Source organism: Vicinamibacteria bacterium (assembly GCA_035620555.1).
Taxonomy (GTDB): domain Bacteria; phylum Acidobacteriota; class Vicinamibacteria; order Marinacidobacterales; family SMYC01; genus DASPGQ01.
In genome coordinates, this window is the sequence record DASPGQ010000486.1 from 20,801 (window position 1) to 39,281 (window position 18,481).

Below are 18,481 nucleotides of genomic sequence, written 5' to 3' on the forward strand. Positions count from 1 at the left end.
GTCACACGTCGAGCTGTTCGGCTTCGGGGGCGTGCTCCATGATGAAATGGAAGCGCGCCTGCGAATCCTTGCCCATCAAATCAGAAATGACGCGGTCGGTCTGGAGCGCGTCCTCGATGCTGACGCGCAGGAGCCGGCGGGTCTTCGGGTTGAGCGTCGTGTCCCAGAGAACCTTCGGCATCATCTCCCCGAGTCCCTTGAAACGCGTGATATCGGCTTTCCTCCCCTTGCCGTGTTTTTCCAGGATTCGAGCCTTGTCGGGATCGTCCGCCGCCCAGAACGTCTCTTTTCCGATGTCGATGCGGTACAGCGGCGGTTGCGCGATATACACCCGGCCGGCGCGGATGAGCTCGGGCATGTGACGGTAGAGAAACGTGAGCAGAAGGGTCGTGATGTGGTGTCCGTCGGCGTCGGCGTCGGCGAGCAGCACCACGCGGTGATAGCGGAGCTTTGTCAGGTCGAAGCTCTTTCCCAGCCCGCATCCGAGCGCCTGCACCAGGTCGACCAGCTCCCGGTTCTCCAGGACTTTCGCGAGAGAGGCCTGCTCGGCGTTCAGGACCTTTCCCCTCAAAGGAAGCACCGCCTGGCGAGTGCGATCGCGCCCCTGTTTGGCCGAGCCGCCGGCGGAATCGCCTTCGACGATGAACAGCTCCGTCTCCGCGGTTCGCGTTGACGTACAGTCGCTCAGCTTTCCCGGAAGCATCGAGCGTCCCTTGGTCGCCGTCTTGCGGGTGATGGCCGCCGAAGCCGCCCGCGAGGCCTCGCGCGCCCGTGCCGCGAGGATGATCCGCGCGATCACCGACTCGGCGGTGGAACGGTTCTCGTTGAGCCAGAGCTCGAGCGCGGGACGCAAGGCGGCATCGAGCTGCTGCTGGACCTCGGGGTTGTTGAGTCGATCCTTGGTCTGTCCTTGAAACTGCGGATCGGTCACGAACACGCTCAACACTCCGGTGAGCCCCTCGCGCAAGTCCTCCGAGGACAGAGTCACGCCCTTGGGGGTGAGCTTGTGCGCTTCCACGTAGTTGCGCAGCGCCTTGCCGAGTCCGGAATGGAAGCCGTTCTCGTGGGAGCCGCCCGACCCGGTGGGGATTCCGTTGACGTAGCTCTTCAGGAATTCGTCGGTGGACTCGGTCCACTGCATCACCAGCTGGATCCTCGTTCCGTCTCGCTCGTCGCCGTTTTTTTCGAGCGCGAAAGGCGCTTCGTGAACCGCCCTCGCCTTGCGCTCATCGACGATCTTCGCGAGGTAGGCGACGATCCCTTTCTCGTGCTGGAAGACGAGCTTCTCTCGGCTCGCTTCGTCCTCGAACGTGATACGGAGTCCCTTATGGAGGTAGCTCGTGGTCAAAAGCCGCTCGCGGATGATCTCGGGCTGGAACTTGGTCTTGGGGAAGATCTTGGGATCGGGATGGAAGGTGATGGTCGTCCCCGAGCCGCGACCGCTGCCGATTCTCCGGAGCTTGGTGACGGGTTTTCCCGCCTTGAACTTCTGCTCATAAACACCCCCGTCGCGCTTGACGGTAGCCACCAGAGAGGAGGAGAGGGCATTCACCACCGAGGCCCCGACGCCGTGGAGCCCGCCCGCCGTCTTGTAATTCTGCCCGTCGAACTTGCCTCCCGCATGGAGCGTCGTGAGAATGACCTCGAGGGCGGGCTTCTTGGCTTTGGGGTGGCGATCGACGGGGATGCCCCGGCCGTCGTCGGCGATGGTGATCGACGACCCATCACGGTGGAGCGTCACGTGGATGGAGCTCGCGAAGCCGTTCATGGCCTCGTCCACGGAGTTGTCGAGGATTTCCCAGACCAGGTGATGGAGCCCCTGGGCAGAAACGCCTCCGATGTACATTCCCGGACGTTTGCGAACCGGCTCGAGCCCCTGGAGTACGGTGATGTCTTTCGCGGTGTATGTGGCCATCGAACCTCGCGTCAGTGTATGGTCTCGACCTCGGAACCCTCGATCGGCGGAGGGCCCGTCACTTCGGGCCGCACGATGCCCGACAGGGTCCCGTTTCTCAGAAGCTCCCGGCCGCGGCCCGCACGGGAGGTCACGTCGTAGCGCGTCGCGCTGATGGACTTTCGAGCGCCGCGGCTCGTCACCACCGTCAGCGCCTCGCCGTCTCTCGCGGCGATGAAGCCGAGAACCCGGTCGGCCTTGCCGAGCTTGATCAGGATCGTGCCCCTTCCGCTGCCCTCGAGATAGTTGACCTCCTCCGCGCGACAGAGAAGGGTCCGCGCCTTCTCGGTCGCGACGATCACGGTCTCGTCGCCGTGAATCGGCTGGACTCCCACGATTCGCGCAGCCGCCACGAGGCGCGCGAATCGCCTTCCGTTGCGCGTGCTCGGCTCGACGAAGGCCTCGAGCCCGAAACGGAGCGCATAGCCGTCGCTCGAAACGGCGATGGCGTGGGTCTCGGGGGCGTAGTCGGGCCTTTTTTCGTCGACGAAGACGTTGCCGATCACGCGGGGATCGAGGCTGAAGGCACTGACGATCCGCTCGCCATCCTTGAGCTTGAAAAGCGTCTGGATCGGCACGCCGTGTCCCGTCGTCGCCGGAAGGTCGATGAGCCGGGCGGTGTAGGCGGAGCCCAGGTTCGAAAAGAAGACGGCGCTCGCCCGGGTCGAGCCGGCGAAGCACGCCAGGACGGAGTCGCCCTCGCGAAGACGGGTCTTCTCCGGATCCTTGATCTCGCGCTGGCGCTTCACCCAACCGTCGGTAGTGACGAGCACGTGGTTGTCTTCGGCCACGATGAAGTCGTCGGCGGTGAAGGACGGTTCGTCTTTCACCGCCGCGATCACGGTCCTTCTCGCGTCCGGCTTCCCGTAGGCTTGCTGGATGTCGACGAGCTCCCGGCGAACGATCTTCCAGCGCTCGGCCTCGTTGCCGAGAAGACGCCGCAGCTCTTTCGCCCGCTTGCGACCCTCGTCGAGCTCCTGTCGAACGAGGAGGATCTCGAGCTTCGCCAGGCGGTATAGCTTGAGCTCGAGGATGGCGTCGGTCTGCTCGGCATCGAGGGGGAAGCTCGCCATGATCTTCTTCGCCGCGTCCTGTTTGCCATCCGAGCGCCGGACGATCCGGAGGATCTGATCGAGGACGTCGAAGACTTTCTCGAGCCCTTCGAGGATGTGGATGCGCTTCGATAACCGCTCGAGCTCGTGCTCCAGCCGGCGGACGACGACCTCCATGCGGAAGTGGAGGAAATGCCAGAGGATCTCGCTGAGCTCGAGCCGCTCGGGCCTTCCGACCTCCGGATTCTCGGTCGGAACCAGGCAGGTGAGGTTCACGCTGAAGTTCGACTGAAGCGGGGTGTTCTTGTAGAGATAGGCCAGGACTTTTTGCTCGTCGGCATCGGCTTTCAGGCTCAGCTCGATGCGCACGTCGTCGGTGGAGATGTCCTTGACGTCGACGAGGAGAGGCATCTTGCGCGACTCCACCACGTCGGCGATCCGCTGCACCAGCTGGGCCTTGTTCACCATGTAAGGGATGGAGGTGACGTAGAGCGACTTCACTCCCCGCTTCGTCTCTCCCGGCTCGACGGTGGCGCGGATCCGGATCGTCCCGCTTCCCTCTTCGTAGATCTGCTTCAGCTCCTCGGCGACGTTCAGAACCTGACCGCCGGTGGGGAAATCGGGGCCCTTGATCCACCGGCAGAGCTGCCGCGACGAGAGCTCACGCTCCTCGAGCTGGGCGTCGAGCATCTTGATCAAGGCGGTCATGACCTCGTCGAGGTTGTGGGGCGGGATATTGGTCGCCATGCCGACGGCGATCCCGGTCGCGCCGTTCACGAGCAGATTCGGAATCTTCGCCGGCAGCACCACCGGCTCCGCGCGGCTGCCGTCGTAGTTGGGCCGGAAGGGGACCGTTCGCTTACCGATCTCTCCGAGAATCTCGTCGCAGGCGCGAGACAAACGACATTCGGTATAACGCATCGCCGCCGGCGAATCCCCGTCGAGCGAGCCGAAGTTTCCCGACCCCTGGACGAGAGGGAGGCGAGTCGCGAAGGGCTGGGCGATTCGCACCAGAGCGTCGTAGATCGCCGCGTCGCCGTGGGGGTGGTAGGAGCCCATCACGTCGCCAACCACCTTGGCGCACTTGCGAAACTTGGCGTCGGCGGTGATGTTCTGCTGCCACATCGTGTAGAGGATGCGGCGTTGAACCGGTTTGAGCCCATCGCGCACGTCGGGCAGGGCCCTCGAAGTGATGACGGAAAGGGCGTAGTTGAGGTAGCGTGCCTGCGCGGTCTCGTGGAGCTCGACGACCGCGCCGTTGCCGCCGGGAACGAAGCTCGCGCCACCCGGTGGAAGAACGTCGTCGAACGCGAGCTGGCCTTGCTCGACGTTGTTTCCTCGGGACTTCTTTCCTGCGGTCTCGGCTGGTCTCTTGGTTCTGGCAGTCTTACGCGCGGACTTCTTCGCCAACGGGCTCGTTTCTCCTTTGGTTCGCTATTAAACTAGAAAAAAGAAGCGCCGTTGGCAAGCCTCCGCCCGGACCCAGGAGGGGGCGGGTCCGTGGCTCCCCGACGTGGAGCCGTCTCCGCCGATTAAACTAAGTTTGCTCGTCGGCGACGACGATCCGTTTGGGCTCGTTGATCCCGACGATGAGCTTGTAACCGTACTTCGAGACCTTCCCCACGGCCTTGACTTTCTTTCCGGTGTACATGTGCTGGAGGCTTCCATCGAAGTTGTTCACGTTTGCCGTCGGTATCAGCAGGCGCACGTATTTCTCGTTGGCGCTGAACAGCAGGTAGACGCCCTCGGCGGCTTTTTCCGTCCGGAGAATCGTTCCTTCCACCCATACGATCTCGTCCAGATGGTCGCCAGCATCCCGATAAGAGATCGACGGGTATTCCTGCGCGGCCAGCAGGACTGCACTCGGGACGATGATGGCGAGGAGCACGAGCCATTGCCTAGACGCTTTGTGTATCATGAGCTTCCTCCTTCGACGAGTTACTTCTCGTTTCGAGCCACTGTGATGATGAGCTTCGAGAGAATCCGCGTGAAGGTGTCTACCGGTGCGAACGGCTATCGGCGCGCGAGCGAGAGCGGCTCTCGCCGGAAACTAATCCCGCCGCGGGTAAAAAGTCAAGCCGCGTGGGCCGTCAGAGACGCCAGCGGTCAGGCGAAGAGGGCGCGGAACAAGAGCAGCGAGCCGATCAAGGCGAGAAAGACCAGGCAGAGGAACAGGCTGACTCCGACGAGAAGCGTTACGACCGCAATGGCCTTGGAACGTGGAAGCTCGCCGGTGCTCTCGATAGCGAGGCCGGCGACGACGGCGAAATAGAGAAGCGCAAAGAACCCCAGAAAGGGGCCGATCAGAGGAAACGCCTGGACCCAGTGAATGGGTGCCGCCACTCCGAGTGGTCGGTAGAGCTCGAGGAAGCTCGCCGTGCTTCCGAACAACCGCGCGATCACGCTCAAGAGTCCGACGAAGACGAAAGAGAGCAAGGTCGCGAGGATGGGGCCGAAGACCATTCCACGAAAACTGAATTGTCCCGCTCCGTTGGCGAGCCCGGCGATCGCGAAGAATAGAAGCGCCGGAAGGAGCGCATCCTCGTCCCGAGAGACCTCGCGGATCGTGCGGGCATCGAGCTGGAGGATATGAAGGGCCTTTTGCAGGTATCCGCCAAAATCCATTCCCTCACCTCGACTCGATTCGGTTCGAGCGGTCTCCCCGGCAATCATTCTGGCGACACCCGAACGGTGCTCTTGGAAGCTGACCATCCGAGCACCGTCAACGAAAGCAACTTTTCGAGTAATATAGTTCGCATCATGTTATCAGAATCGGCGGTGACGGCGAAAATCGAAACAAGTGCGTAGAAGATACATCTCGGACCGATCTGAGTGCATGAATGACACACTTCCGTAAGCGCGACGGGGAAGAGAGTCCATGAGGGCCCAATTTTTCAAGCAGTTAGCATGTGGTTCGCAGCTCGGCACCTTGGCATACGATTTGCTTCGTCTGCGCACGGCATGATCAAGCAGACGACTCTCCGTTACGAGGCGAGCTGTGTGGGAATTGGACTCCACTCGGGTCGCAAGGTAACCATCTCCCTCAAGCCGGCACGTGCGGGAACGGGTATCGTTTTTCGCCGCTCGGACGTCCCCGACATCGAGATCCCGGCGACGAGCCGGTATCTCTCACACATCAACCACGCGACCTGTCTCGCGCGGGATGGCATTTGCATCGAGACCGTGGAGCATCTCCTCGCTTCTTTCAACGCCCTCGGGGTCGACAACGTCGTCGTCGAGCTCGACGGACCCGAAGTTCCCATCATGGACGGGAGCGCGTCTCCCTTCGTCTACCTGATTCACGAAGCCGGCATTCGGAAGCTGCCCGCGCCGCGACGGTTTCTCAAGCTTCGGAAACCGGTCTCGGTGGCCGAAGGCGGCCGATTCGTTGCCGCCTACCCCTGCGACTCTCTCCGACTGAGCTACACCATCAACTTCGATCATCCTCTGATTCGACACCAGGAATTGTCGATCGAGGTGGATGAATCGTCGTTCTGCGAGCAGGTCGCCCCGGCCCGGACGTTCGGCTTCATGAAAGAGGTCGAGCTCATGCGCCAGAGCGGTCTCGCCCTCGGAGGCTCGCTCGACAATGCGATCGTGTTGGGAGAGACCGGGGTGTTGAACAATCCGTTGCGTTTTCCCAACGAGTTCGTTCGCCACAAGATTCTCGACCTCCTCGGCGATCTCGTTCTTCTGGGAAGGCCTCTGCTCGCCCACGTCGTCGCTTTGCGCGCCGGGCACGCCTTGCACACCAAGCTCGTCGAAGCGATTCTGAACGACGAGGAGTCGTGGGAGCTGGCATCCGGGCCCGAGGCCGAGCTCGCCGCCGCCAAGGTCTCGGCACCCGCGCTCGCGCGGACGCGTTAACCCGGCGGTCGAACGAAAGCCTGCACCCGAACCTGGAGTACGCGGCGCCGATCGTTCGAGGCCAACGAGACGGTTCGCTCGTATCGGCCCTGGTATCGACGGGTCTCGAACGTGACCTTCAGAGTCGTCTGCTCCCCGGGGGCTACGACTCGTTCGGTGGCGAGCGCGGCGGTGCATCCGCACGAGGTCGAGATCCTGTGAATCTCGAGATCTTCGGTCCCCACGTTCCGCACGACGAACTCGTGAACGAGTTTCTGATTCTGCTCGGCCTCACCGAAATCGAACTCCTCCGGCTCGATCTCCATCCTCGGTCCGGTGGCGTCCTTCCCCCGGCCCTGACCCGAGGCCGCGTCAGAAACGGCAACCAGAGCCAGACCGACGAGCAGACAAAGAGCTCTCCGCACCGTAAGATGCTCTTCAAGAATCGCTCGGATTATCCTCATGGGCGTTCCCGGTTAGTCTCCTCATGTAAGCGCTCAGGCGCTCGTTCTCGTACGTCACCGTATTGAGGAAGAGGCTCTCGGTCAGATACTGCTTGCGGGCCCCCTCGTCCATTCCTTCGACGAGGTTGACGATCTCGTTCATCATGTCGTCATAGGTCGCCTTGAGCTCCCGTTTGAGTGCTACCTCGCGGTAGAGCGATTCCAGCATGTAGAGGAGATCGCCATCGAGCGGAATCTCGTGACCCGTCAGCATCTTGACTTTCTTCATCGCTTCCGACCTCCTCTCCCCTCGAGTCAGAAGCTCGCGAGCGCCGACGCCTCGTCGCGATAGATCTCCATGAAGTTGTGAAGCCCGGTCATGCTCACCATCGTTTCCACCCGTTCCTGCAGACCCAGGAGCTTGATCTTGCCGGAGTGCTCGTCCATCGCCCGGTAGATATCCATCAGGCAGCCGACGGACGCGCTGTCGATATAGCTGACGGCCGAAAGATCGACGAGCAGCTTCCTCGCGCCCGCTTCGATGGTCCTGGAGGCTTCGGCGAAAAAGGCGCCCAACATCGAATAGACGAGCCGTTCCTCGTTCACCCTCAAGATCTTGATGTCGTCTCGCGATTCTATTTGAAGATTCATGATACTCTGCCTGTTGGTTCGGCGGTCTCGACCCGCCGGCGCATGGCTAGAAGCGTGCGGCCCAGCTCGATGCGGCCGCGGTTGATCCGGCTCTTGACCGTTCCCTCGGGAAGCCGGAGCTGGTCCACGATTTCCTGATAGGTAAGCTCCTTGATATCGCGGAGTATGACCGCCTGGCGCAGCTTGCGCGGCAGGCTGGCGAGCGCCTCGAGGAGCATCTGCCTCTTGTCATGCAGCTCGATGCGTCGATGCGGGTCGAAACGTCCCGAGGGCATTTCCTCGAGGGGCATCTCTTGGTGGACGAGCATCTCGCGCTCGCGACGGCCGCTGCGGTAGTGATCGATGCAGTGATTTCGACTGACGGAGTAGAGCCAGGTACCGAAATCGGCGTTTCGATCGAACTTGTCGAGGGAGCGGAAGACCCGGAGAAAGATCTCCTGGGCGAGGTCCTGGGACTCCTCGTAGCGGCCGGTGAACTTGTACGCGATGCCGAAAACCCTGCGTCGGTAACGACGTACGATCTCCTCCCAGGCGCCCTCCGCCTCGTCCCCGCGGGCCAAACACCGCTCGATGAGGACGCGGTCCTCCAGGTTTGACAAGATGATGATCTCTCGTTCGGGATGCTCCACGTCAGCGAATCCCTTTGGATCGAGCCGGAACGTTACACGGGCTCGGCCGCGCGCGTGACGGTCGTTCACTCGGCCGAGCTGAGGCCATTCTACCATGCGGCCTCGGGGTCGGATCGCACGGGCTCGCAGCCGCTACTTCTTCGGGAGATCGGGCTTTCTCGCGTTCACCCAGGCCGTGTACCAGAAACTCGACGCGTCCAGCGCCACGCCGCCCAACAGGCTTTCGAGAACGGCCTCGGCTCGGATCCACATCCCTTCGTAATAGAAGCGGTCGTAGCTCTTGACACCGCGGCGCGAGAGATAATCGAAATAGAGCAGATTGTCCACCCAGATGAAGCTCTTCAGCGGAATGGAAACCGCGTAATCGGCGGGTTGATCCAGGTAGACCGCGCTGGGAGTCGACACTTTGAGCTTCCCGCTGAAGGCGTCGAGGAGACGTGAGTCGAATCGCTCCCGTAAGCCCTCCTGGCTCGTGGGCTCCCCGTCACCGAGTCGCGACACGTTGGCAGGTACGTAGAGCTCACCCACGTAATAGGCGATCGCCACGGATTGATCGGCGGCCGCCTCGAAGTCCCCGGTGCTGAAAGCCTCGACGAGGGCCTCGTAGCTCTCGATGAGGCGCCACGGGAGGTCTCCTGCTTCCTCGATCGTCTCCTCACCGTACTTCCTCACGGCGAGCTTGCGGTCGATCGGCAAGCCGTCGAAAGGGAACGGCTCGAGACGATCGACCTCGAAAACCAGGCGTGGCCCGAATCGCGTCGGATCGGATATGGCTTCGCCCAGCGACACCTTGCGGTCCTCGTAGAAGCTCTTGAGCGGCTTCGGCAGGGCATCGATGGCTTTTTCCAGCGTGAGGCGATGCCCCGCGTCGTTCCACGCCCGAGCCGTTCCTCGGAGCAACGCAGAACCAAGGGTTCCAGTGGCGATGAGCAAGACGGTCCATCGGGTCAATCGAGAGCTCGGCATCGTGGATCGAATCTCCTGTGGCTCGGCGAGTCGTTGCCTCGACGCCCCAACGTCGTCAGTTCGACCGTCGACGGTGGCGAGCGAGGCTGCGGCCTTCGTCATCGACCCGCGTTGTCGAGCGTGGACGCCGCCCCGGGCGCCATTCGAGTCCCCATTCTAGTCAACGAGTTGCAGCCGGTCAACGAGCGGGAGCAACGCTCAAGGAACGCGGGCGAGAGTGAGCACGTCGACCGATCCCGCCCCGCCCGCCACAAGGGCCGAAGCCGCCGCCTCGGCCGTCGCGCCCGTGGTGAAGACGTCGTCGACGAGGAGGAGATTCGCTCCCGCAAGCGAGCCCGGGAGGTTCGCGCGAAAACTGCCGGCCAGGTTGCGACGCCGCGCGCTCGCCGACAGCCCGGTCTGGGGCGGCGTTTCCCTCTTCTTCTCGAGCACCCGCGGAGCGAAGGCGATTCCGGCACGACGGGCAACCGCCCGGGCAATGACCGCGGACTGGTTGTAGCCCCGTTCGCGCCTTCGTGCCCTCGAGACCGGCACGGCGACGGTGGCCGCTGCGCCAGAAAGCTCACCGGCCACGACCCACCGCTCGCAGGCCGATGCGGCGAGGATCGTGCCGATGCGGCGGCGCCCGCCGTATTTGAGCGCATGGAGGCAGTCGCGGACCTCGTTCACGTAGGGGTAGAGTGCCCGCGCGCGGCGGAACCCGCGCGACTTCGCCGCGCAGGGACCGCAGATCTCGGGAGGAGAGGGCGCCTCGAAGGGAAGGCCACAACGCCCACAGTAAGGGCCTTCGAGCCGCGGCAGCGAATCGAGACACCCCGGGCACAAGGGCCCCGTCAAAGGACGCTCCAGTGGCTCGCGGCAGAGAAGACAGTCCGAGGCAAAGGCGAGCGAGCCCAACCCGTGAACCGCTTCGCGGAGCCCGCGAAGAGCCCACATCATCAAGGCGTGGACCAGGTCGGGGCAGGCCGAATCGTTGGTTCGGGTGCTGCCGACGCCGGCAGATGGAGCGACACCGAGCCCCAACGGCGGCAACGAACGCAGCGCTCCGCCCATTCCGCGCTTCGCCAACCACACGACTCGCAGATGTGATCCATCATGAGCCCTTTGACCTCCGCCACCAGGAGCTTCGTCTTGGAGAGAGCCCCGGCGACGTTCCCCTGAGTCTCCAGGATCCGAGCAATGTAGAGGTGCAAGGCGGGCAGACCGCTCACTCGGTCCTCGATGAGCTGGAACTCGCGAAGCGCCTCGTCGAGCATGAAGAGCCGGTAATAGAGCTTTCCCAGACAGTAACGAAGCGGCAACTCGTTCTCGGTGAGCACCAGGCTCTGCTTCCAGACGCCCAGCGCTTCCTCGGGTTGCTCGTCTCTCAGGTAGACGTTCTGGAGGGCGGACAGGGGCTCGGTAGAGCCGGTGACCTCGAATCCCCGTCGCAACGTACGAGCCGCTTCCTCGGTCTCGTCCATCGCTTCGAGCACCTCGGCCAAACGAATGTAAGCGGGAACGAAGCCCGGATCGTCCTCGAGAACCCCTCGGAACGTCTCTTCGGCCTCCTTGGGGCGACCCGACCTCAGGAGATCGGCACCCAGCCCGAGGCGAATGCCCCGCGCCATCGCCCCTTCGAGCTCACGCTCCTCCGAGACCGTGATCATCTCGAGGAGTCTGTCCTGGACCCGGGCCGCCTCCTCCCATTCGAGCTTCTCGACCAGCATGTCCCTGAGCTTGCGATGCGCGGAGACGGTCCGATCAGGATCGATCTCGATGATGCGCTCGAGCGTCGATCTCCGGCGCTCGTCCAGGCCCGCGTCCTGATAGACGTCCGACAGAACATAGAGCGACACCAGGTTCTCGGGCGCGATTCGCGAAGCACGGTCGAGCACTTCGGCGGCCTCACGATACCGCTTGAGATACCGAAGGGTATCCCCTTTCTTGATGAGCGCGTTGACGTATCCCCGGTCTCGCTCGAGTACTTGTTCGAACCGCTCGAGGGCACGACGATAGTGCCCGTTCATCATGTTGTCGAGCCCTTGCAGATAGAGCCCTTCGAGCTCCTCGTGCTGCTGGTGCTCCTTTTTCGTTCGCCGGTCCCGGGCGAACCGCTTGGCACCCCCCACGACGTCGAACAGAAGGATCAGCGCGGCGCCGGTGAAGAAGCAACCGATCATCAACATCGCGAGCTCGACCTGCAACGGCTGCAGGAGCCCGAACTGAACCGTGACCAACTCCCGGTTCAGCCGCACCGTCGATACCGCAAACCACACCAGGGCGAATACGGCAACAATGCTGATGAAGGTCTTGGCGCGCATTTCCTCCTATCTCTCTCGCTGCGCTAACGTCGTGACGATCTTACCGGATCGGACAAGTTCTCCTCGGTGTGAGCGTAAGCGTTATTTCGAAAGATAACGTCGCCTCCGCTCCCAGAGCGATTTTCTACTGATTCCGAGGATTTCGGCGGCTCGCGACTGGTTGCCGCCGACCTCTTTCAAGATGCGCTCGATATAGTTCCTCTGCACCTCGGCGAGCGTAGGCCGCCCTTGGCCTTCACCGCCCATACCGAGACCCTCCATCATATACTCCGGAAGATCGTCTCGCTCGACGGTATCGCCGGAGCTCACGAGTGCAGCGTGCTCGACGATCCCTTTCAACTCCCTCACGTTGCCCGGCCAGCGATATCGCTCGAAAATTCGTAGGACCTCGTCCGACAGGCGGTTCGGCGGACGATCGCGCTTTCGGGCCTCGAGGCCGAGAAAATGACGTGCCAGGGGTGCGATGTCGGACCGGCGCTCGCGCAGCGGCGGGAGACGGATCCAGAAGACCCCGAGTCGATGAAACAGATCGCGGCGAAAGAGCTCGCGATCCACCGCCTGTTCGAGCTCCGCCGTGGCCGACGCGACCAGTCGCGCGTCGAGCTCGACCGGGGCGCCGCCGGCGCTTCCCAGCCTCTCGAAGGCACGCTCCTCGACCACTCTCAAAAGCTTGGCCTGGAGCACCGGAGACAGCTCCCCGATGTGGTCGAGGTAGAGAGTCCCACCGCGAGCCAGCTCCAGCTTCCCCATCTTGGATGCGGTCGCACCGGTGAAAGCTCCCCGCTCGTATCCGAACAGCTCGCTTTCCATGAGCTCCGCGGGAATGCTGGGAAGGTCCACCTTCACGATCGGGAACCCTGCGCGAGAGCCCCAGAAATGAAGCGCGTAGGCGGCCAGATCCTTCCCCGTACCGCTCTCGCCACTCAAAAGGACGTTGCTCGGCGCGTCGGCGAGCCGCTCCAAGAGTTTCACGACCTCGAGCATTTTCGGATCGCGGGAGACGAACACGCTCTCGGTCGGGTGACGTTTGCGTGCTTCGATCGTAGTTCACCCTCCCCGGCGAGTCTTCACTAGCTGGCCACTGCGAGTCGCGCCGCGTCGCCCCAAAGCCGTTCGAGGTCGTAATAGGCGCGGCTCGACGGGGTGAAGACGTGGACGACGAAGTCCACGTAATCCATGAGAATCCACTCACCCCGGGGATACCCTTCCACATGGGTGGGTTTGCGCTTGGCGGAGCGGAGGGTTTTCTCGATCTCGTCGGTAATCGTCTTGAGCTGGCGTTGGCTCCCACCCGAGCAAACGAGGAAGTAGTCGGTGAAACTGGCCAGATCGCGCAAATCGAGAACGACGATATCCCCCGCCTTCTTTTCCCGTGCCGCCTCGACCGCGTTGCGAAGCATGGGATCGAGCGTGTCGAGACTCAGTTTCTTCTTCTTCAAGACTACCCCTCACCCTCGCTCGTATAGACGATTTTCGCGAATATAACCCGCCACCGCATCCGGTACGAGGAATCGTATCGAATGTCTTCGACGCACCGCCTCCCGAATCTCCGTCGACGAAACGTCCAGCATCGGGCGGCGGATGAAGACGACTGCGGGCTCGTCGAGCCCGAAGCCGCCTTCGGCTTCGTCGTCGACGCGACCCACGCCCCGAAGACTCGCCTGGATTCTTTCCAGGCCGAATCCCGGGCGCTCGTGCACGGCGAAGGAGAACCCGGACAACAATCGTCGCCAATCCTTCCACGTTTCGATCTCGGCGAAAGCATCCGAGCCGACTATGAAGGTGAAGCGCGCCCGCGGGCTCTCGCGCCGAAGCTGAGTCAGCGTGTCGATGGTATAGGAATGCCCGCCGCGGTCCACCTCGACGCGAGATAGCGCGAACGAGCCCTCCGCCGCGACCGAGAGTTCGACCATCGCGACGCGATGCTCGACTGAGCTGATGTCGTGTCCCTCCTTGTGGGGCGGGCTCGCGGTCGGAACGAAGAGCACGCGATCGAGTGACAGGGCGTCGAGCACCGCTTCGGCGGCACGGAGGTGGCCCACGTGGAGCGGGTCGAACGTTCCGCCGAGGACCCCCACCTTGCTCGCGGCTGCGTCCCGGCTCAGCGTCCCGAGCTCCCAGATTGCGGTGTGGCCCCCGGTCGGGAAAGGGAAGCGAGTGCTGCCGGTTGCGGGGAGCCTTGCGCACGCTGCTCTCGGACTCTCCGTTCGAGCTCGACCACCACCGCCTCGACGCCCTCACCCGTGACCGACGACACCGGCCAGCACGACAGGCCCATCTCATTCGAACGGCGCTCGAGACGGTCGAGCCGGCTCCGGTCGGACAAGGCGTCGATTTTGCTCGCTACGACAATCGCCGGCTTCAACTCGATTCCCCGCCCGTAGGTCTGGATCTCGGACGCCAGGGCCGACAGATCCTCGTCGGGCGATCGCCCCGACGCCTCGGAGACCTCTACGAAGTACACGAGGTGAGCGGTGCGGCTCAGATGGCGAAGAAACCGATCCCCGAGGCCGGCTCCCTCGCTCGCCCCGGGCACGAGCCCGGGCACGTCGGCCAGAACGAAGGAGCGCTCTTCGTCCACTTCGACGACGCCGAGGTAGGGGACGAGCGTCGTGAAGGGATAGTCGGCAATCTTGGGCCGCGCCGCACTCACCCTCGAGATGAACGTGGACTTCCCCGCGTTGGGGAAACCGACGAGACCGACATCGGCGAGCAACCGGAGCTCGAGTCTCAGGCGTTTCTTGTCCCCGGGCTGCCCGGGGTCGCTTCGACGAGGCGCGCGATTCGTGGAGGTCGCGAAAGAAGCATTGCCGCGTCCGCCCCGTCCGCCTCGAGCGACGAGAACACGTTCGCCGTCATGGGTCAGATCGCCGATGAGCTCGCCGCTCTCGTCGTCGAACAACAGGGTTCCCAGCGGAACCTTGAGCTCGAGCGACTTGCCGCTCTGACCCGTTCGGTTGCTCCCTTCGCCGTTTCGACCCCGTTCGGCGCGATTGTGGGGGCGGTAGCGATAACCCGACAGTGTATTCTGTTCGAGGCTCGCGCGAATCCAGATCGACCCGCCGTCACCCCCGTTACCTCCGTCCGGCCCCCCTCGCGGCACGAACTTCTCGCGACGAAAGCTGACGGCGCCGTCTCCACCGCGACCCCCTTCGATCTCGATGACGACCTCGTCGATCCACATCGGCTCAACGAGGAGGGACGGGTGGTTGGGTCAAGCGCTCTGGGGATGGACGTGGATGAATCGGCCCTTCTGCCCGCGGGTCTGGAACTCGACGATCCCGGCCACTTTGGCGAACAGAGTGTCGTCCTTGCCGCGCCCCACGTTCTTGCCCGGCTTGAACCTCGTGCCGCGCTGGCGCACGAGGATGGACCCTCCGGAGACGCTCTGGCCCCCGAAAGCCTTCACGCCGAGCCGCTGCGAATGACTGTCGCGACCGTTGCGGGAGCTGCCCTGGCCTTTCTTGTGTGCCATTTCTAACCCTCGATGGACTCGATCCGCAGGGCCGTAAACGCCTGCCGGTGCCCGCGGGTCCGGCGATAGCCCTTGCGTCGCTTCTTCTTGAAAACCAGTATCTTGGGGGCGCGCTCCTGCCCGGTGACGGTGGCAACCACGCTCGCGCCGTCCACGTAGGGGCTTCCGAGCGAGACCTCGCCGTCCCGGCTCACGAGCAGCACCTTGTCGAAGCGCACCGTTTCTCCCGACTCGGCTTCGAGTCTCTCGACCCGAAGCGGCTCACCGGGAACCGCTCGATGCTGCTTTCCCCCCGTTTCGATGATCGCGTACAACGTCAATCCTCCTGCCGATTTCCGAGAACCTCACATCTTAATCGACATCGGACGGGAATTCAAATCGGTCACGATCTTCATGGCGTTGGCGCTTTTAGAAGCCGTAGCCCACCCAGAAATCGGTCTTCCAGCCGGGTGCCGTCGTGGCGAAATCGGTCAGCTTCGACCAGTTGATGTTCATCGGAAGCCCGAAAAAGTTGAAGGTCAAACCGATCCCATAGGACGCGACCGGGCCGCGCTGCCCCGTGGCCGGGTCGTAGCCGCCGAGCCCCCATCCCTCGGACACGCAGGGAGAATTCCCGCCCGGACCACAGCGAGCCCCGAGCGAGGAGAGGCGGCGTTCGCTCGAGAACAGCTGGAACGGCTGATCGTTGTAATGCGCCCCTCCGAGATCGACGAAGAAGATTCCCCGAAGAGGTCCGAAGAACCCGATCGGGGTAATCGCGGCATCGATGATGGGGAACCGCAACTCGGCATTGGCGTAAAACCCCTTGTTGCCCACGAACGACTGATACTCGTAGCCGCGCATGTCGCCGTTGCCCCCGAACCACATGATGTCGGGATTGTCACCCGTGCTCCAGAAACTGCGAAGGCGGACGGCGAAGAGGCTCGCTGACGTGAGCTGCAAGTATTTGCGGGCATCGACGTCGAACGTTTGTCGCGAGAGGAACGGTCCGCCGGGCGATATGGTCGCGCCGAGCAGGAGGGTGCTTCCGGCAAGAGGACCGAACTCCCGAAATCGCGTGGTCTCCTGGACGAAGGCGGCCTGGAGCGGAATCACGTTGCCATTGGGAAAGCGCTGTTCAAGCAACGCGCCGTACTGGGCGCATTGCTCGATGCTCGAGAACCCGATGCAATCCACGTTGATGTCGGGATTGAGAAATGGATCTTCGAAATGCGTGCTCTGGTGGATGAACCCGCCGCCGAGCTCGAAACGGCGGAATCGACTGAGAGGATAGACGGCGGTGACGGTCGTGCCCGTCTGTCGGATGGTCGCGAGCGCGTTCTCCCGCGAGATGGCCTGGGCCGCGGAAAAAACGTACGGGCTCGAATAGAAGAAGCTCGTGGAATCGAAGCCCGCGAGAGAGTACTGGAGCCGTCCAGCCCGATTCGTATACGAGCCGTAATAGCTCCGGAACTCGCGAACCGCGAGTGCGAGGAACGTGAAGTTCTGATCTCCGAGCACGTCGGAAAAGCTGATTCCGCTTCCGCCGAAGAAATCACCTCCCGACGTGACCCCCACGGCAATGGGGGGTGCACCGTCTACGAAGAACTTCTCGAACATCTTCTTCTTGCGTTTGTTCTCGGCGATGATCTGATGGCTCACCGGGGGCACGAAGTCGATGACCGGCCCCTCGGTTCTGACGATGGTGTCCGCGGTAATCTCCTTGACCGGCTCGTCCATCGGAAGACGATACAGGCCCCAGTTGCCCTTGTAGTAGCTCGTGAATAGCAGGATGTCGTCGTTCGACTTCGCGTCCTTGATGACCGAGGGAGAGAAGTTGCCACCGAGCACGTCGGTGTACTGGATGATGTCACCGGTTTCGAGGTCCATCGAGCGGAGGTTGAAGATGCCGTCGTCCTCGTTCGACATATAGAACATCAAAGAACCGTCATCGGAAAACGAAGGAGACGCGTCGTCGTGGGTGCCAAAGGTGACTTGCTCTTTCTGAGTGGGGTCGTCGAGCTTCAGACGATAGATCTTGTCGTAGCCGCTGATGCGCCGGGAGTAGTAGAGCCACTGGCCGTCGGGCGTGATCGCGGGAAACTTGTCGTAGAACGCGTCCTGGGTCACGTTCTGGAACTCCTCGGTCTGAAGGTTCACGCGCCAGACGTCGGCAATGCCGTCCTCGAGCGCGGTGAAGTAGACCCATTCACCGTCGGGTGACACGTAAGGGAAGAGCGCGCGATCCACGGGAACGACGATTCGCTTCGTGACCTTGCTGTCGAGCACGTTCGCGAGAATGAGCGCCCGGCGCTTCTGATACCGTCCGAAGAAGGCCACGTGGTTACCGTCCGGCGCCCAGGAGATGTTGCGGCCCATCAGGGAATCTTCACCCACTAGGCCGACGATGTTCTCGAAGGCGCCGCTGTAACCCGGCGTGAGGTTCTTGATCACCGAGCCGTCCCTTGCGGAGAGAAGGATGATGTCGAACTCCCCCTCCTTGCGGTTCACGCTCATCACCGCGATGAGCTCCTTCGAGGGCGACGGAGCGGCGGACAGCGCCGCGACGAATTTGCCCTGCCGCGGATCGGGTGACATGTCGACGCTGTAGTCGTCGGGAATCTCCTTGTCGCGGTATGGCTTGAACCGATCGATCAGCCATCTCTTCCATTCCCGGTAGAACTCTTCGGGGGTCATGCGAAAGGCCTGCTGATAGACCTCGTCACCCACGCCGCCCACGACGGCTCGCCTGAGGGCGAAGACGAACTGGCGAACCCCCTCTTTGCCGAACCGCTCTTCGATGAACTCGAAAATCGACGATCCGAAGCTGTAGGCCGCCCGGGCAAATCCCACGTTGAGAGACTCGAAGGTCGGAATCTGGTCCGTCACCGCGGCATCGCGAACGACCATCAGGTCGAGCGCATCCCACTCGTCCTCCATATAAGTCGCCATCCCTTCGTCGATCCAGACCGGAACCGATCGACGGACGAGCGATCGCGGGATGATGTCGAACTGAAAGATATGGGTGAGCTCGTGGATGAAGAGCTCCTGGAGCTCGTCGGGAGGACTGTCGATGGGAATCACCATCCGGTCCCTGGCGGGCTCGGCGAAGGCGCCGACCCCTTCGGGCACTTCGATGGGGAAGAGGTTCGTCTGAGCGAACTCCGAGAACGTCTTATAGAG

Annotated in this window: 19 protein-coding genes; 1 reads left to right on the forward strand and 18 read right to left on the reverse strand. The window is 62.7% G+C overall.

The features are described 5' to 3' along the window. Window position 1 precedes the first annotated feature (1 nt). The 4 genes from VEK15_19875 to VEK15_19890 form a co-directional block, all read right to left on the reverse strand. Entirely contained in the window at window positions 2-1,915 is a 1,914-nt protein-coding gene (locus VEK15_19875; GenBank protein ID HXV62968.1) for a DNA topoisomerase IV subunit B, read from the reverse strand. Window positions 1,916-1,926: 11 nt separating this feature from the next. Beyond that, the gene (locus VEK15_19880) at window positions 1,927-4,416 is read right to left on the reverse strand and encodes a DNA topoisomerase (ATP-hydrolyzing) (protein ID HXV62969.1); all 2,490 of its coding nucleotides are present in this window, start codon (window positions 4,414-4,416) and stop codon (window positions 1,927-1,929) included. A gap of 127 nt (window positions 4,417-4,543) precedes the next feature. Next, window positions 4,544-4,924, reverse strand: coding sequence for a hypothetical protein (locus VEK15_19885; protein ID HXV62970.1), 381 nt, complete (start codon window positions 4,922-4,924; stop codon window positions 4,544-4,546). Between the two features lie 188 nt (window positions 4,925-5,112). Continuing rightward, window positions 5,113-5,718, reverse strand: coding sequence for a YIP1 family protein (locus tag VEK15_19890; GenBank protein HXV62971.1), 606 nt, complete (start codon window positions 5,716-5,718; stop codon window positions 5,113-5,115). Between the two features lie 249 nt (window positions 5,719-5,967). On the opposite strand from VEK15_19890, the gene lpxC reads away from it, so the two are divergent. Further along, on the forward strand, window positions 5,968-6,873 hold the full coding sequence (lpxC, locus tag VEK15_19895) for a UDP-3-O-acyl-N-acetylglucosamine deacetylase (protein ID HXV62972.1): 906 nt from the start codon (window positions 5,968-5,970) through the stop codon (window positions 6,871-6,873). On the opposite strand, the gene VEK15_19900 is transcribed toward lpxC, so the two are convergent. The 14 genes from VEK15_19900 to VEK15_19965 all read right to left on the reverse strand — a co-directional run. Beyond that, window positions 6,870-7,277, reverse strand: a complete 408-nt coding sequence (locus VEK15_19900; GenBank protein ID HXV62973.1) for a DUF1573 domain-containing protein — start codon at window positions 7,275-7,277, stop codon at window positions 6,870-6,872. The genes lpxC and VEK15_19900 overlap by 4 nt on opposite strands. 13 nt (window positions 7,278-7,290) lie before the next feature. Beyond that, window positions 7,291-7,584 (reverse strand): hypothetical protein, encoded by a 294-nt coding sequence (locus VEK15_19905; GenBank protein HXV62974.1) that lies wholly within the window; start codon window positions 7,582-7,584, stop codon window positions 7,291-7,293. Between the two features lie 26 nt (window positions 7,585-7,610). Then, window positions 7,611-7,946 carry an STAS domain-containing protein gene (locus VEK15_19910; GenBank protein ID HXV62975.1) on the reverse strand — a complete coding sequence of 112 codons (336 nt, stop codon included), beginning with the start codon at window positions 7,944-7,946 and terminating at the stop codon, window positions 7,611-7,613. After that, entirely contained in the window at window positions 7,943-8,575 is a 633-nt protein-coding gene (locus VEK15_19915; protein ID HXV62976.1) for an RNA polymerase sigma factor, read from the reverse strand. Before VEK15_19915 ends, VEK15_19910 begins: the two co-directional genes overlap by 4 nt. A gap of 132 nt (window positions 8,576-8,707) precedes the next feature. Continuing rightward, window positions 8,708-9,643 carry a hypothetical protein gene (locus VEK15_19920; protein ID HXV62977.1) on the reverse strand — a complete coding sequence of 312 codons (936 nt, stop codon included), beginning with the start codon at window positions 9,641-9,643 and terminating at the stop codon, window positions 8,708-8,710. A 96-nt stretch (window positions 9,644-9,739) separates the two neighbouring features. Continuing rightward, window positions 9,740-10,480, reverse strand: a complete 741-nt coding sequence (locus VEK15_19925) for a ComF family protein (protein HXV62978.1) — start codon at window positions 10,478-10,480, stop codon at window positions 9,740-9,742. After that, complete coding sequence (locus tag VEK15_19930; protein ID HXV62979.1) at window positions 10,480-11,844, reverse strand: lipopolysaccharide assembly protein LapA domain-containing protein; 1,365 nt, start codon at window positions 11,842-11,844, stop codon at window positions 10,480-10,482. The genes VEK15_19925 and VEK15_19930 overlap by 1 nt, the downstream gene beginning before the upstream one ends. Before the next feature lie 81 nt (window positions 11,845-11,925). After that, complete coding sequence (locus VEK15_19935) at window positions 11,926-12,852, reverse strand: sigma-54 dependent transcriptional regulator (protein ID HXV62980.1); 927 nt, start codon at window positions 12,850-12,852, stop codon at window positions 11,926-11,928. 62 nt (window positions 12,853-12,914) lie between these two features. Next, complete coding sequence (rsfS, locus tag VEK15_19940; GenBank protein HXV62981.1) at window positions 12,915-13,283, reverse strand: ribosome silencing factor; 369 nt, start codon at window positions 13,281-13,283, stop codon at window positions 12,915-12,917. A 9-nt stretch (window positions 13,284-13,292) separates the two neighbouring features. Further along, the gene (nadD, locus tag VEK15_19945) at window positions 13,293-13,922 is read right to left on the reverse strand and encodes a nicotinate-nucleotide adenylyltransferase (GenBank protein HXV62982.1); all 630 of its coding nucleotides are present in this window, start codon (window positions 13,920-13,922) and stop codon (window positions 13,293-13,295) included. A gap of 23 nt (window positions 13,923-13,945) precedes the next feature. Continuing rightward, on the reverse strand, window positions 13,946-15,028 hold the full coding sequence (obgE, locus tag VEK15_19950; protein ID HXV62983.1) for a GTPase ObgE: 1,083 nt from the start codon (window positions 15,026-15,028) through the stop codon (window positions 13,946-13,948). A gap of 30 nt (window positions 15,029-15,058) precedes the next feature. Continuing rightward, window positions 15,059-15,319 (reverse strand): 50S ribosomal protein L27, encoded by a 261-nt coding sequence (rpmA, locus tag VEK15_19955; GenBank protein HXV62984.1) that lies wholly within the window; start codon window positions 15,317-15,319, stop codon window positions 15,059-15,061. A 2-nt stretch (window positions 15,320-15,321) separates the two neighbouring features. Next, complete coding sequence (gene rplU, locus VEK15_19960; protein HXV62985.1) at window positions 15,322-15,633, reverse strand: 50S ribosomal protein L21; 312 nt, start codon at window positions 15,631-15,633, stop codon at window positions 15,322-15,324. A 94-nt stretch (window positions 15,634-15,727) separates the two neighbouring features. Further along, window positions 15,728-18,481, reverse strand: a 2,754-nt coding sequence (locus tag VEK15_19965) for a hypothetical protein (GenBank protein ID HXV62986.1), incomplete at its 5' end; no start/stop codon positions are given.

Excerpts from the sequence above, each read along its gene's own strand:
- VEK15_19875 (HXV62968.1), bottom strand. The coding sequence starts at position 1,915 with ATGGCCACATACACCGCGAAAGACATCACCGTACTCCAGGGGCTCGAG.
- VEK15_19885 (HXV62970.1), bottom strand. The coding sequence starts at position 4,924 with ATGATACACAAAGCGTCTAGGCAATGGCTCGTGCTCCTCGCCATCATC.
- VEK15_19890 (HXV62971.1), bottom strand. The coding sequence starts at position 5,718 with ATGGTCAGCTTCCAAGAGCACCGTTCGGGTGTCGCCAGAATGATTGCC.
- lpxC (HXV62972.1), top strand. The coding sequence starts at position 5,968 with ATGATCAAGCAGACGACTCTCCGTTACGAGGCGAGCTGTGTGGGAATT.
- VEK15_19905 (HXV62974.1), bottom strand. The coding sequence starts at position 7,584 with ATGAAGAAAGTCAAGATGCTGACGGGTCACGAGATTCCGCTCGATGGC.
- VEK15_19910 (HXV62975.1), bottom strand. The coding sequence starts at position 7,946 with ATGAATCTTCAAATAGAATCGCGAGACGACATCAAGATCTTGAGGGTG.
- VEK15_19920 (HXV62977.1), bottom strand. The coding sequence starts at position 9,643 with ATGACGAAGGCCGCAGCCTCGCTCGCCACCGTCGACGGTCGAACTGAC.
- VEK15_19925 (HXV62978.1), bottom strand. The coding sequence starts at position 10,480 with ATGATGTGGGCTCTTCGCGGGCTCCGCGAAGCGGTTCACGGGTTGGGC.
- VEK15_19930 (HXV62979.1), bottom strand. The coding sequence starts at position 11,844 with ATGCGCGCCAAGACCTTCATCAGCATTGTTGCCGTATTCGCCCTGGTG.
- obgE (HXV62983.1), bottom strand. The coding sequence starts at position 15,028 with ATGTGGATCGACGAGGTCGTCATCGAGATCGAAGGGGGTCGCGGTGGA.
- rpmA (HXV62984.1), bottom strand. The coding sequence starts at position 15,319 with ATGGCACACAAGAAAGGCCAGGGCAGCTCCCGCAACGGTCGCGACAGT.